The organism is Vibrio gallaecicus, from assembly GCF_024347495.1.
Lineage (GTDB): Bacteria > Pseudomonadota > Gammaproteobacteria > Enterobacterales > Vibrionaceae > Vibrio > Vibrio gallaecicus.
On record NZ_AP025490.1, the window covers coordinates 376136 to 389809 of the forward strand.

Genomic DNA, 13674 nt, shown 5'->3' on the forward strand with positions numbered 1-13674 from the left:
GATTTATCTCTTTACATAGTTAGTGTTGGTAAATAGATACGTAACTTAAATAGACTAACCAGTAGAGCTGTCTCGTTTAAAGAAAGCCCTTCCAACTAGTCATAGAGGAAGGGCTTTTTTGTATCATTTAGCTGAAGATACTGCCGTCGATACTGGTTGGTATTGTATTTGAGAAAAGTCTTTTAATGGGAACAAAAACTCGGCTTCTCTGCGTATTTGCTCAGCTTTACTTACCTCACCTATACCTTGGTATGCCAGGACCAAATTACTGTAGAATGCAGGTCTTGGCTTGCTTTTTATAATCTCTAATGACCAATCAATGTACGGCTGAATTAGCTCAGGATCGTTTTTATACAAACCTATATTTAAGTAAGTACTATAAACATCCCAATCAAACCTATCCTTCCAAACGACTGGGTTGGTGACTTGCTTCAGGACATCTGGGTTTTTAGGGCGTGATTGCTCAAATTTGGTCAATATATAATTCGTGTGCAATGCACTTAGCATGTAAAAGCCAACAAGTATCGGCAAAACTAAACTGGTAACCCGAAATGTTGTCTTATTAATCACACCAAAGCTTTTTTGAGAATAGCGTGAGACGCGTTGATCAACCCAGTAAAGCAAAATGATGAAAGTAATCCAGTGAACAGCTGAGTGATAAAATGGATATTCTAGCTGAGAATGCAAAACAATAGGGATGAAGAGGGCTAACATGGCCAACCGAGTGCCTTTACTCGCACTTGATATTCTAACAAGCACTAGCCCAGCTGCGAGAAAAATACCAATTAAGGGTAAAATTCCACCTTCTGCACCCCAGTAAAGTAATTCATTGTGAGGGTGATCCATTGCAGGTAATCCCGGGCGATAGCTGCTATTTAGCTGGTGCTGGCGTGCAGTATAAAGCGTATATTCAGATTCAAATTTGCCATAGCCGTAACCAGTCAATGGCTTTTCTGTCAGCATATCGAGAGTTTGGGGAAAGGTATAAGCTCTTGGGCTCTCTAAATGAGCTCTCTTAGAAGCTAGGCTGTCCCCTGTGTTTATAATAACAAAACCGATGGTAATCCCAACAACAGCAGAAATACACCATCCCAGAAAGCGTTTTGTTGTTGAAAATCGGTAGAGGTAAGGAAGAATAAGCAGAACCCCAATGATACTCGCTAGCCACCCAGTACGAGAGGCAATAATGATGAGCAGAGGAATAGTGACTGTTGGAATTATGTAAAGAAGGGCAGATTCACTGAGCTTATGATTGTATTTGTGAGGTTGCCTGGCCAGTAAATAAGCTGAAAGCACAAGTCCTGTAGCAAGAAAACTTGCCATTACATTCGGCTGTTGGAAAATACCATAGGGTCTATTACTTATGGTGTTATAGCCAAAAATATTTCCAGGCTCAAGGTGGAAAAATTGAACATAGCCAAAAAATGCTTGCAGTAAGACAGCTAGCACAATGAACCACAGAAGGCGCTGCTTATGTCTATTACTGAAATGAAACTGTTGTAATAAAACGAAGAAAATAAAGCCAGTCCATAGTCCTACTAGTCGGCCTGCTGCACCAGAAATATCAGCATTGCTGTATAGGATTGGAGTGGTAAGTATTACACAACTGATAAATAAACCGATGGTCAATTTGGTGTAGCGAATTACACGGTTTGTTGCTAGTTGATAAAAGCCAATCGCCAAGCTGAAGCTGAGAGCGAACCAAGTGGTTGGATTAAAGGAGAGTGCTAAGCCTGAGCCTCCGGGGTTAGGCATGAAAAAATGCATAGCAAGAAGAAACACTACCGCTAAGGAAGCAAGAAATACTCGATTTAAAGGAAGTGCTTGAGTATTACTATCTAATTGTGTCCCGCTTTTATGTATTGTGACCATATATCCTAACCTTGGAAAAAGAAGAGCTTGCCTTATCAAGCAAGCTCTACACACTAACATTTTTTGCGATTGCTCGCTGTCGGAGATTTACTCTCGACGATTATAGCTTTTTATAACTTTAACATGGGCTTAAGGAATCGAGCTGTATGAGAACCTTCGACTTGCGCCACATCTTCTGGTGTTCCTGATGCAATGATTTTACCACCGCCTTGCCCACCTTCCGGGCCTAAATCAATAATCCAATCCGCTGTTTTGATTACATCTAAATTATGCTCAATGACGACAACCGTATTTCCATGGTCTCTAAGCCTGTGTAAAACGACTAACAGCTGCTGAATATCGTGGAAGTGTAACCCTGTGGTTGGTTCATCCAAAATATAGAGTGTTTTTCCAGTATCGCGTTTGGACAGTTCTCGTGCTAGTTTGACACGTTGAGCCTCCCCTCCAGAAAGTGTTGTTGCCGCTTGACCTAATCGGATATATGAAAGCCCTACATCCATTAATGTTTGTAATCTTCTAGCTATTACCGGAACAGGCTTGAAGAACTCATGCGCATCTTCGACAGTCATCGCTAATGCTTCATCAATGGTTTTTCCTTTGTATCTTACTTCTAAAGTTTCTCGGTTATAGCGTTTACCTTTACAAACATCACAAGGAACATAAACATCAGGTAAAAAGTGCATTTCTACTTTGATGACGCCATCGCCTTGGCACGCTTCGCAACGACCGCCCCTTACATTAAAGCTAAATCTTCCTGGTTTATAACCGCGAGAACGAGACTCTTGAGTTCCTGCAAACAATTCTCGGATTGGAGTGAAGATTCCCGTGTAAGTCGCTGGATTTGATCTTGGCGTTCTGCCTATTGGACTTTGATCGATGTCGATCACTTTATCGAAGTGCTCTAATCCTTTCATTTTTTTATAAGGAGCAGGCACTGCCGTAGTCGCACCATTTAATTGGGTATGTGCAACCTTAAAGAAGGTGTCATTGATTAACGTAGATTTACCAGAGCCCGATACACCAGTGATACAGCTAAATAACCCAACAGGTATCGTTGCGGTAATTTCTTTTAAGTTGTTACCAGTAGCTCCGATGATTTCGACCACTTTCTTTTTATCAATCGGCGTTCTTTTTTCTGGAATGGCAATTTCTTTTTTACCACTGAGATATTGACCTGTCAGTGAGTCAGGGTTTTCCATTATTTCAGCCATTGTCCCTTCAGCAACTACATGACCACCATGCACACCAGCTCCCGGACCAATATCAATGACGTGATCTGCACACCTGATTGCGTCTTCATCATGCTCAACAACTAATACGGTGTTGCCAAGATCTCTAAGGTGGATCAATGTTTTGAGCAAGCGCTCATTGTCTCGTTGGTGGAGACCGATAGAAGGCTCATCTAAAACATACATTACCCCCATCAAACCAGCACCAATTTGGCTAGCTAAACGGATTCGTTGAGCTTCGCCACCGGATAAGGTCTCAGCACTTCGTGAAAGGTTCAGGTAATTTAAGCCAACGTTAACCAAGAAGTGCAGTCGATCATTAATCTCTTTCATGATCTTTTCTGCTATTTGAGCGCGTTGACCTTCCAGCTTCAATGTTTGGAAAAAATGAAGTGCATCTGCAATGCTCAATTCTACAATTTCCGGTAAAGCGGTATCCGCAATAAAAACATTTCTAGCTTCTACTCTTAATCTTGTTCCGCCGCAGCTAGAGCAAGACTTAGTCGAAATGTATTTGGCTAAATCTTCACGAACAGCGCTCGATTCCGTATCGTGGTATCGACGCTCTAAGGTATTTAAAATACCTTCGAAAGGATGTCTTTTTAATCTGATATCGCCGCGGTCATTGATGTACTTAAATTCAACTTCAGTATGCCCAGAGCCTTTTAAAATGATGTCTTTTGTCTTCTTGGGAAGTGAAGAGAAAGGAGCATAGAGATCGAAACCATAATGCTCAGATAAAGACGTGAGCATTTGGAAATAGTAATAATTCTTTTGATCCCAGCCTTTAATCGCACCTTCAGCAATACTTAACTTTTCATCTAAAATGACTCTGCTTGGGTCAAAATATTGTTGAACACCTAAACCATCACATGTACCACATGCTCCTGCGGGGTTGTTGAAGGAAAAGAGCCTTGGTTCCAATTCTTGCATGCTATAACCGCATTGGTTACATGCAAAATTAGCAGAGAAGACTATTTCCTCTTGGTCGGTTTCATCCATCCATCCAGCTACTGCTATGCCACCAGAAAGTTCTAGTGCGGTTTCAAAAGATTCTGAAAGTCGCTGCTGTAGATCAGGGCGTACTTTAAAACGGTCAACGACAACTTCGATAGTGTGTTTTTTATGAAGTTCTAATGCTGGTGGATCGGATAGATCGCAAGTCTCACCATCAATTCGAGCGCGAATAAAGCCCTGAGCTGCAAGGTTTTCGAGCGTTTTAACATGCTCACCTTTACGTTCTTTCACAATCGGGGCGAGCAACATCATTTTAGAACCTTCAGGAAGTTCTAAAACTTTGTCTACCATTTGACTTATGGTTTGAGCTGCTAAAGGAGTGTGATGCTCCGGACATCGAGGCTCCCCAACTCTTGCATAGAATAAACGTAAGTAATCATAAACTTCGGTTATTGTACCAACCGTTGAGCGTGGGTTGTGGGATGTTGACTTTTGTTCGATAGAGATTGCTGGAGATAAGCCTTCAATGTGGTCAACATCGGGTTTTTCCATTAAAGAGAGAAATTGGCGAGCATATGCTGAAAGAGATTCAACATAGCGGCGTTGTCCTTCTGCATAGAGGGTATCGAACGCCAATGAGGACTTACCTGAACCTGAAAGCCCTGTGATAACAATCAATTTATCTCGGGGAATTGTCAGATTAATGTCTTTAAGGTTATGCGTTCTCGCACCTCTAATTTCTATTTTATCCATCTCTACCGACCCTGTGTTTTTAGTGGGTAAAGTATTACATAGTGTGAGATTTGTGCAAAGTTTTACTGGATAAAAAAACAGTAAAAAGAAAGGCGACCAATTTGGTCGCCTTTATAATATTTATTAAAATATGAGTTTATGCTTCTTTTTTAGTTGAATGCTTATCTAACTCAACTTTTTTCTGGTCTTTTTTATACAAGTTCTCAAAGCAGTAATTAGTTGCTTCGATATAGCCTTCAACGCTACCACAATCGAATCGGTTACCTTTAAACTTGTAAGCAAGGACGCAGCCTGATTTTGCTTGTTTCAATAAAGCGTCTGTTATTTGAATTTCGCCGCCTTTACCCGGTTCAGTCTGTTCTATCAACTCAAAGATATCAGGTGTCAAAATATAACGACCAATTATTGCAAGGTTACTTGGTGCTGTACCTTGTTCTGGCTTTTCCACCATATTTTCAACACGATAAATATCGTCTTTGATCATTTCACCTGAGATCACGCCATATTTGTGAGTTTCATCTTCAGGTACTTCCTGTACAGCAACAATTGAACAGCGAAAGTGTTTATATAAAGCAACCATTTGAGCTAGAACGCCTTGCTGTTCATTTACACATAAATCGTCTGCTAGCACTACAGCAAAAGGTTCATCACCAACGAGTTCACGACCGGTTAAAATAGCATGCCCTAAACCTTTCATTTCACGTTGTCGAATATAGGTGAAGTTAGCGGCTTCAATTGTTTCTCTGATATTGACCAACAGTTCTTCTTTGTTGGTACCACTGATTTGATGTTCAAGTTCGTAGTTCTTATCGAAATGATCCATGATCGAGTGCTTACCTCGACCGGTTACGATACACATACCATTAATCCCAGCTTGAATCGCCTCCTCTACGCCATATTCGATAAGTGGTTTATTGACCACTGGCATCATTTCTTTTGGCATAGATTTCGTTGCTGGTAAGAATCGTGTACCGTAGCCTGCTGCAGGGAAAAGGCATTTATTAATCATGGTAAGCTCTTTATCTATGGATGTTTTTATGTCTGAAATTCTAGCATATCCAATGTGAAATTTTCATGAGTATCAGAGAGCATTATTAATATTTCACTTAACTAAATTAAGAAAGTAAATTCTGATTTGCCCACGCAATGGCTTGAACTCGGTTTTTGACTGCTAGTTTTCTAAATATCTGATAAAGGTGTGATTTGACGGTGAACTCACTAATAAATAAATCGTCTGCTATCTGAATGTTTGATGAACCAGCTTGCAGGCACCGAAGTACTTGGAGCTCTCGAATCGTTAAGTCGACATTGGTTGGAGTGGTATTAGTATCCACAATATTTCGGTAATAAAAAAGAAGTTGGCTTGCAACTTGTCTAGGTAGCCAATTTTGACCGTCTATAATGGCATGCAACCCTTTTGCGATATCTTGTTGGTTACTGCCACTGTAAAACAAGCCCTTTAATATCCCAAAGACAATCAACTCCGCGGTCGTTAGCCTTTTCGTTACATTAAATAATATAATTTCATAGTGCTTCCAAATCACCGGAAGGTTTTCATAGTGATTGAGTAAGTTATCGAATTGTTTGTGATCGACAAGTAAAATTCTGTTTCTTTGTTTTTGGTTCACTAACAGCAGTTCATTAGGTGTAATCAGTTGCAATGGTACTGACATATGTTTCTTTATTTGATCCACATGCAAATAAACACTTTCAGGGTCTAAACATAAAAAATGAATAGTACGAGCATAACTGGATTGTTTCATTGAGTAACCTTTGGAATGAGCAGTCAGAATACGTTGGCATTCAATCGTTCCATTCTCCATATGAGACTTAATGACTTGCGTTGCATATCAATGCGAAAAGTAAATGTGTGGTTTGTTAGTTGCTTTTTGAGTTACACACCTCTGAAAATCATGATTTATTAGGCTTTTATTTTTTGGTTTCTGACAAGTGTCGGATTGCGATTTATCAGTGTAGAAAAGCATGCTATTCTTGGTCGCTAAAAATTTTATGACACTATGAATTTAGACGGAGCAAATCATGGCTAGCCGTGGAGTTAACAAAGTTATATTGGTGGGTAACCTAGGTAATGACCCAGAAATTCGTTACATGCCAAATGGTGGTGCGGTAGCGAACATTACGATTGCAACGTCAGAATCATGGCGTGACAAAGCAACAGGCGAGCAACGCGAAAAAACAGAATGGCACCGTGTTGCTTTGTTTGGCAAGCTAGCTGAAGTGGCTGGTGAGTACTTGCGTAAAGGTTCTCAAGTTTACATTGAAGGTCAACTTCAAACGCGTAAATGGCAAGATCAGAGCGGTCAGGATCGTTACACTACAGAAGTTGTTGTTCAAGGCTTCAACGGTGTAATGCAAATGCTTGGCGGTCGTGCGCAAGGTGGTGCTCCTGCTCAAGGCGGCATGGGGCAACAGCAACAAGGTGGTTGGGGTCAACCGCAACAGCCTGCTGTTCAGCAGCAACAACAGCAGCAATATAATGCCCCTGCTCAACAAAAGGCACCGCAGCAAGCTCCTCAACAAGCTCAGCCGCAATACAATGAGCCACCTATGGATTTTGATGACGATATTCCGTTCTAAATCTTACACTTTTAATTAAATGTAATCGAAGATTCATTGCTAAGAATGGAAAAGCCGCGTTCATCGCGGCTTTTTGTTATCCAAAGTTGTTCACGCTTTGTTTACAACTGCATCTATAGTATAAGTAGCAATACGGTATAGTGTGAGTTGAAAAGGATTTCGTTATTCATGAGATATACCCCAACGCTGAAGTTGAGCACAAGATTAATTGCATTTGTCACTGTTATCGTTATTAGTGCAATGTTTATCCTCTTTATTGGGGGAACATTATCTTTTAAGCGAATAGGTCAGGAATACTTAAATCATTATTTGGTGGGTATTGTTGAAGTCGTGGATAAAGAAATGGAAGATCCTGATGCCGCCTATTCTATGCAGCGCTGGATGCCTAAAATGTTGCAAGCAAGCAACATTGTTGAAATGACCCTTTCAAACTCAACTGGTATTGTGTACCGGTTCAAAAATACGTCCCCCAGAATTGATTCAAATCGTCTTTATGAAGAAACATTTACCCTAGATCGGAATGAAGGCTATCAAATATCATTTAAAGCACTCCCTCCCTATATAGGTTACAGCTATTCGTTAGAAGCTATGTGGTCTATTACCCTAGCCGTTGCTCTTATCATTTTTTGCTTAGCTCGGGGTGTTCAATGGCTAAAAGAGCAATTACTTGGCTCTGAAATGTTAGAAGAACGTGGTCGTATGATCTTAGCTGGGCAAGTTGAAGCCCATGCCAAAGGAGATTTAAGAGAGTGGCCCTATACTGCTAGTGAAGCTTTAGATGTGCTTATTGATGAGCTACAAGATGCTCGTCAAGAACGAAGCCGCTTTGATACTTTCATACGAACACAAACCTTCCTCGATAAGCTCACAGGAACGGCTAACCGAGTTTTGTTTGATAATAAGCTTGAATCAGCACTATTAGAAAGTGGGGCGAGAGGTGGCATTCTCTTAATCCGTCTCGAAGAGTGGGAACAAATCTGTGAAGAAAATGATAAGCATGTCGCGGATGAATTTATTATTGAAGTTGGTGGGATACTCTCGAATATTGTTCAGCGTTATCCTGATGTTATCTTTTCTCGATATTATGATGCAGACTTTGCGGTATTCATCCCCCATCAAGGCAGTAAAGACATTGCAGCATTAGCATCCCAATGTTTAAGGCAGCTTGAAAAAGTAACACCACCTAAGCCACTAGATTCGGATAATTGGTGCCATATTGGCGTCACTATGTATTGGGAAGGTGAGCGACATAGCTTAATAATGGATGAAGCCGAGACAGCATTAAAAAGTGCTCAGCTAGAACAAGTTAATAATTGGAGTCGTTACCCTAAAAAAAGTAGGAGTGAATTCGACAGAGGCAGTGTTCGCTGGAGAACATTATTTGATACTGCGCTACAACCGAATAATTTAGTCATTTTCACACAACCTTGCTACTTGCTTTCAAATATCAATCAGCCAGTAGAGTTACATCAAGAAGTATTTGCCCGAATTCAAGATCCTGAGAAAGGTCTATTAAAGGCTTCGCGATTTATGTCGGCGATTGAGCAGGTGGGGTATGAATCTCAGATGGATAGATCTATCCTTATGTTATTGCTTAATAAGTTGAAAGATTCACCTCAATCAATATGTTACTCTATAAACTTGAATGTTGTACCGTTTTCCAACAAACGGTATTTCAAATGGTTTAGAAATGAGTTATTACAGCTAACAACTACAATGCGAAGTCAATTGAGCTTTGAGTTTCCGGAAGGGCGTTTAATTCAGCACCTTGATTACATGAGACCTGTAGTGAAAATGCTTTCAGGGCTGGGTTGTACCGTTATTGTCGGTCAAGCAGGTAGAACGATTGTAAGCACTCACTATATTAAAGACCTAAAGGTTGATTATTTAAAGCTACATAGAAGTTTGATCAAAAAAATAGATCGCAGACACGAAAACCAATTGTTTGTTAGAAGCCTGATTGGGGCGTGTGGAAGTTCTTCAACTAAAGTTATAGCTGTAGGTGTTGAAAGTAAGCAAGAACAAGAAACTTTAATTGAACTAGGTGTACATGGCTCACAAGGGCGATATTTCTCAGAAGAGAGACAAATTATTCCTGCTCCTCAACTTGAATCTGTGGTTAAGTTAGGGCGAAGAAATCGATGGCGTAAGAGTAAGTAATTATACAATGAACTTAAAATCGATATTAGATAAAATTAAGCCGACTAAAGGAAAAATCCAAGCTCAGACCGTTATGGTTCAGCCTGAGGCTGTCTACGCGTCATCGAATGAAGAAACCCCCGCACCTTTAGTTACTTCTACACAAAACGGCGATTGGGAGTCCGCGCTTGAACTACAGTTAAAAAGCGAAGGGTTTAAAGGCAATAAAGCTCGAATAATTCTGGGTTCAACTTTTTATCAAACGTACCAAATTGAAAAGCCAGAAGTTCCAGAAAGCGAATGGCCGGTCGCGCTTCCGTTTTTATTAAAAGATTTGATCAGTGAAAAAGTGACAGAGATTGTTGCTAATGCTGTCGCACTCCCTACAAGCAATAAGTTACAAGTCTATGTCCTGTCTAAAAAGATACTCAATAAACTTGTTCATATCTCAAACGAATCAGGTATTGAACTTGAATGTGTCGTGCCTGAAGATGAGATTTGGGGACATGCCGCCGGCGAATTATCTAACTTCATTTTACTTCAGCGCAGTAAAAATGGTCACTTTAAACTTGGTGCGTATGTAGAGCATACAGTTTGTTTCCAACGAACTATTCGTAGTGTTACCCCCCCGTTAACTGGTGTTGCGTCGAGTGCACTTCAACTTGATGGTCTAGCTCTTGAGTTACAGCGTTCAATTGATTACCTGTCTTCCCAAATAAAAGGCACGCAGCTTCATCAACTTAAGATCTGTTGTGATGAAGAAGATGAAGAAGAACTACAAAGTGTATTAAATGATACGCTGAGTTCCCAAGTATCTCGATTAACAGAAGTGAACAGAGAAAGTTCTGGAAGCTTTCTTATTGCAATTGCTGAGACAATCCCAGATACGAAGGTCAACCTATATCCAACTCACCTTCGCCCTAAGAAAGAATACTTTACACTGGCGAACGTCGTCGGGAGTTGGCTGGCGATCATTATAGTTTCTTTAAGTAGTTATGCTTATGTTCACTTTGAAGCCGAATCTTTAAATAAAAAATTGGTTATTGAAAGGGCTGAATCCCGAAGCCTCAATCAACAAGTGAGCCAATTGAAAGCAGAACTTGTGCAACATAAACCTTCGCCTGAAAAAGTCGCAGCAGTTGCTCGGTTAAAGCGTGAGATTCAGTCGAAGCAAGATGCGTTAACCGCGGTTGGGGAATATGATGAGTCTCAAAAAATTGGTTACTCTGGAGTGATGACAGCATTGGCTCAGCTTGGTCGTAATGACATCTCGGTTTCACATATTTATATGAGTAGTGATACTTTAGATTTAGCGGGCTACGCTCGAAATGCTGATGTTATTCCTAATTGGGTTGGTCAGTTTAAAGGGCAAATGGACTTAGTCGGTCGTGCCTTTGAAACACTTAAAATAGGCAGAACGGAACAAGATATCATTACTTTTGAATTACGTACTCGTAGGGAGAAACAGTAATGCAGCAGTGGACGGTAATCAGCGATAAGTTTTTAGCATTGAGTTCACGAGAGAAGTGGTTAGTGACATTGTGTGGTGTCATTGGTTTGTCTTTAGTGCTCTTTACTTTGGTGTTTGAACCGGCTTATAAAAGCTTACAAGCGAGTAAAATTGAGCATCGGAATTTGGTTCAAGGTAACCAAAGGTTACAAGGTGAACTTTTAGTATTGCAAGCGAAGTTGAAAAGAAACCCCGACAAAGACATTGATATTGAGTACAAAAATCTATTAGTTCAAAGCCAAGACCTATCGATGAAATTAGCTGAAGTGATTGATGGTCTTATTACTCCAACTCAAATGACAGATTTGCTTGAAAGTGTTTTATCTTCAGGCAAAAAGTTAAAATTAGTGTCATTGGAATCATTAAAGCCTGAGTCCATTTCAAATCAAAAATCTGCAAGTGATCAGTCAGGGTACTTCCTCCACCCGGTTCGTATGGAGCTCACTGGGAGCTATTTTGATATCGCAGCTTACCTGCAGGCGTTGGAGGCTTTACCTGTTCAGTATTATTGGCGAAACTTTCAATACACAGTTGAAGAGTATCCAAATGCTAGGCTAGTTTTTGAAGTTTATACCTTAGGCACAAGGCAGGAGTTTATCGGTGGTTAAAGTATTCGCATTTATGGTATTGGTGACTTCTCAAATTGCGTGGGCAGAGCAAGACCCAACTGCACCACTTGGTTGGATGGTACCTAATCAACCCCAATCTAAACCTGTACAAAAGAAATCAGTGAACTATCGACTGCCCACGTTACAAAGCATTGTTTGTAAAGGTGAACTACCTTGTTATGCCGTATTGAATGATGAAATACTTTCTCAAGGTGAGGCTGTTCGAGGCTATCGAATAAAAGAAATAAACCCAGAATACGTCACTCTGCAGAGAAACTCTAAACAGTGGAAGTTGGAAATGTTCTCTTTAGATATTAAGAATAATTAAGGTTTGAGTGAAAAAATGCGAAAACTTGTCGTTGCAATCATAATCTCATCTTTAGCTGGCTGTTCAATGGGGCATCGTGATCCTGTTGAGATCAAAGAAGCCCTAAATGAATCTATTAATGAAGCTAACAGTCGAGCACTACAAGAGCTTCCATCGTCTGTACAAGATGATTTAATGCCTGAATTAGAGGCGGATACTGGTGGACGTAATACTGAGCTCGTTAAACGCTTCCGAATCCAAGCAAAAGATGTCGATGCTCGTACATTTTTTGCGAGCTTAGTGAAAGGAACAGAGTTTAGCGCAGCGATTCACCCAAGTGTCTCTGGTCGAGTTACGGTAAACCTAACAGACGTAACGCTTGATGAAGTCTTGAGTGTTATACAAGACATGTATGGTTATGATATTGAAAAGCGTGGCAAAGTCATTCAGATCTATCCAGCAGGCTTACGCACGGTCACTATTCCAGTTGATTACCTGCAAGTAAAGAGAACTGGACGTTCATTAACGACTATAACTACAGGCACAGTAAGTAATTCAGATTCTAGTTCTTCGAGTTCGAGCTCAAGTTCAAACTCGAACTCTTCTAACTCATCAAACTCTTCATCAAGCAGTACCGCTACTGGCGGAACTGAAATTGAAACGACTTCAGAAAGTGATTTTTGGCCTCAGCTAGAAACGGCTGTTTCTCAACTTATTGGTTCTGGTGATGGTCAAAGTGTAGTGGTTACACCGCAAGCGAGCGTTATTACCGTAAGGGCGTATCCAGACGAGATTCGAGAGGTGCGTCAATTCCTAGGTATTTCCCAGAAGCGTCTACAGCGTCAGGTGATACTTGAAGCTAAGATTCTAGAAGTGACATTAAGTGACGGCTATCAGCAAGGAATTAACTGGACGAAAATGTTCTCATCTGGTGGTACAAATTACACGATTGGTGCCGGTTCTATAGTTAAAGATACCGCGGGTGCTATTGTACCTTCCACTCTTCCTGGTCTAGATGCTATTGGCGCGGCACTTGGGGGACAGTCCAATATTGTGATCTCCAGTGGCAGTTTTGAAGCTGTGCTGAGCTTTATGGATACTCAAGGTGACTTAAACGTACTCTCTAGCCCAAGAGTGACTGCTTCCAATAATCAAAAAGCCGTAATTAAAGTCGGTACTGATGAATACTATGTGACTGACCTATCAAGCTCTGTTGGCAGCGGAGATAATGCGAACGTGGCACCTGAAGTTGAATTGACGCCGTTTTTCTCTGGTATCTCTCTTGATGTGACTCCGCAAATTGATGATAAAGGGAACGTATTTTTACATGTACATCCAGCGGTTATTGAAGTGGAAGAAGAGACCAAGCAGCTTAACTTAGGTTCATCTACGGGTGATGTTATTTTGCCTCTTGCTAAAAGCTCTATTCGAGAATCAGATTCAGTGATTCGAGCTCGAGATGGTGATGTAGTTGTGATCGGTGGCTTGATGAAATCGAATAACTCCGAAATAGTGTCGAAAGTTCCTTTCTTAGGTGATATTCCAGCTCTAGGGCATCTATTTAGAAATACTTCTCAAATCACTCAAAAAACTGAACTTGTTATCTTGTTAAAGCCGACGATTGTTGGTGTTAATACATGGCAAAAAGAGTTAGAACGCTCTCGTGATTTGCTTCAACAATGGTTTCCTGATGAAGAGTAG

10 protein-coding genes are annotated in these 13674 nt (G+C 40.6%); 6 read left to right on the plus strand and 4 right to left on the minus strand.

The genetic code is table 11. From position 1 onward, the window contains the following. Positions 1–123: 123 nt before the first annotated feature. From OCU78_RS01670 to OCU78_RS01685, 4 genes are all read right to left on the minus strand, one after another. The gene (locus tag OCU78_RS01670; protein WP_137374385.1) at positions 124–1872 is read right to left on the minus strand and encodes a PglL family O-oligosaccharyltransferase; all 1749 of its coding nucleotides are present in this window, start codon (positions 1870–1872) and stop codon (positions 124–126) included. Between the two features lie 110 nt (positions 1873–1982). Then, on the minus strand, positions 1983–4811 hold the full coding sequence (gene uvrA, locus OCU78_RS01675) for an excinuclease ABC subunit UvrA (RefSeq protein ID WP_137374386.1): 2829 nt from the start codon (positions 4809–4811) through the stop codon (positions 1983–1985). Between the two features lie 136 nt (positions 4812–4947). After that, complete coding sequence (galU, locus tag OCU78_RS01680) at positions 4948–5820, minus strand: UTP--glucose-1-phosphate uridylyltransferase GalU (protein WP_137374387.1); 873 nt, start codon at positions 5818–5820, stop codon at positions 4948–4950. Positions 5821–5926: 106 nt separating this feature from the next. Next, positions 5927–6574: a LuxR C-terminal-related transcriptional regulator gene (locus tag OCU78_RS01685; RefSeq protein WP_137374388.1), complete on the minus strand. Its 648-nt coding sequence runs from the start codon at positions 6572–6574 to the stop codon at positions 5927–5929. A 277-nt stretch (positions 6575–6851) separates the two neighbouring features. Here OCU78_RS01685 and OCU78_RS01690 point away from each other — a divergent pair, with 277 nt between their 5' ends. From OCU78_RS01690 to mshL, 6 genes are all read left to right on the plus strand, one after another. Further along, positions 6852–7409, plus strand: coding sequence for a single-stranded DNA-binding protein (locus OCU78_RS01690; RefSeq protein WP_137374389.1), 558 nt, complete (start codon positions 6852–6854; stop codon positions 7407–7409). Positions 7410–7577: 168 nt separating this feature from the next. After that, positions 7578–9569 (plus strand): RNase E specificity factor CsrD, encoded by a 1992-nt coding sequence (csrD, locus tag OCU78_RS01695; RefSeq protein ID WP_137374390.1) that lies wholly within the window; start codon positions 7578–7580, stop codon positions 9567–9569. A 7-nt stretch (positions 9570–9576) separates the two neighbouring features. Then, positions 9577–11019: an MSHA biogenesis protein MshI gene (locus OCU78_RS01700; RefSeq protein ID WP_137374391.1), complete on the plus strand. Its 1443-nt coding sequence runs from the start codon at positions 9577–9579 to the stop codon at positions 11017–11019. Next, positions 11019–11666 carry a type 4a pilus biogenesis protein PilO gene (pilO, locus tag OCU78_RS01705; RefSeq protein ID WP_137374392.1) on the plus strand — a complete coding sequence of 216 codons (648 nt, stop codon included), beginning with the start codon at positions 11019–11021 and terminating at the stop codon, positions 11664–11666. Before OCU78_RS01700 ends, pilO begins: the two co-directional genes overlap by 1 nt. A gap of 13 nt (positions 11667–11679) precedes the next feature. Continuing rightward, entirely contained in the window at positions 11680–11994 is a 315-nt protein-coding gene (locus tag OCU78_RS01710; RefSeq protein WP_137374584.1) for an MSHA biogenesis protein MshK, read from the plus strand. Between the two features lie 15 nt (positions 11995–12009). Next, on the plus strand, positions 12010–13674 hold the full coding sequence (gene mshL / locus OCU78_RS01715; protein WP_137374393.1) for a pilus (MSHA type) biogenesis protein MshL: 1665 nt from the start codon (positions 12010–12012) through the stop codon (positions 13672–13674).

Coding starts and splice junctions, on each gene's coding strand:
- uvrA (WP_137374386.1), bottom strand. CDS start 4,811: ATGGATAAAATAGAAATTAGAGGTGCGAGAACGCATAACCTTAAAGAC.
- OCU78_RS01690 (WP_137374389.1), top strand. CDS start 6,852: ATGGCTAGCCGTGGAGTTAACAAAGTTATATTGGTGGGTAACCTAGGT.
- OCU78_RS01685 (WP_137374388.1), bottom strand. CDS start 6,574: ATGAAACAATCCAGTTATGCTCGTACTATTCATTTTTTATGTTTAGAC.
- galU (WP_137374387.1), bottom strand. CDS start 5,820: ATGATTAATAAATGCCTTTTCCCTGCAGCAGGCTACGGTACACGATTC.
- mshL (WP_137374393.1), top strand. CDS start 12,010: ATGCGAAAACTTGTCGTTGCAATCATAATCTCATCTTTAGCTGGCTGT.
- OCU78_RS01710 (WP_137374584.1), top strand. CDS start 11,680: ATGGTATTGGTGACTTCTCAAATTGCGTGGGCAGAGCAAGACCCAACT.
- csrD (WP_137374390.1), top strand. CDS start 7,578: ATGAGATATACCCCAACGCTGAAGTTGAGCACAAGATTAATTGCATTT.
- OCU78_RS01670 (WP_137374385.1), bottom strand. CDS start 1,872: ATGGTCACAATACATAAAAGCGGGACACAATTAGATAGTAATACTCAA.
- OCU78_RS01700 (WP_137374391.1), top strand. CDS start 9,577: ATGAACTTAAAATCGATATTAGATAAAATTAAGCCGACTAAAGGAAAA.
- pilO (WP_137374392.1), top strand. CDS start 11,019: ATGCAGCAGTGGACGGTAATCAGCGATAAGTTTTTAGCATTGAGTTCA.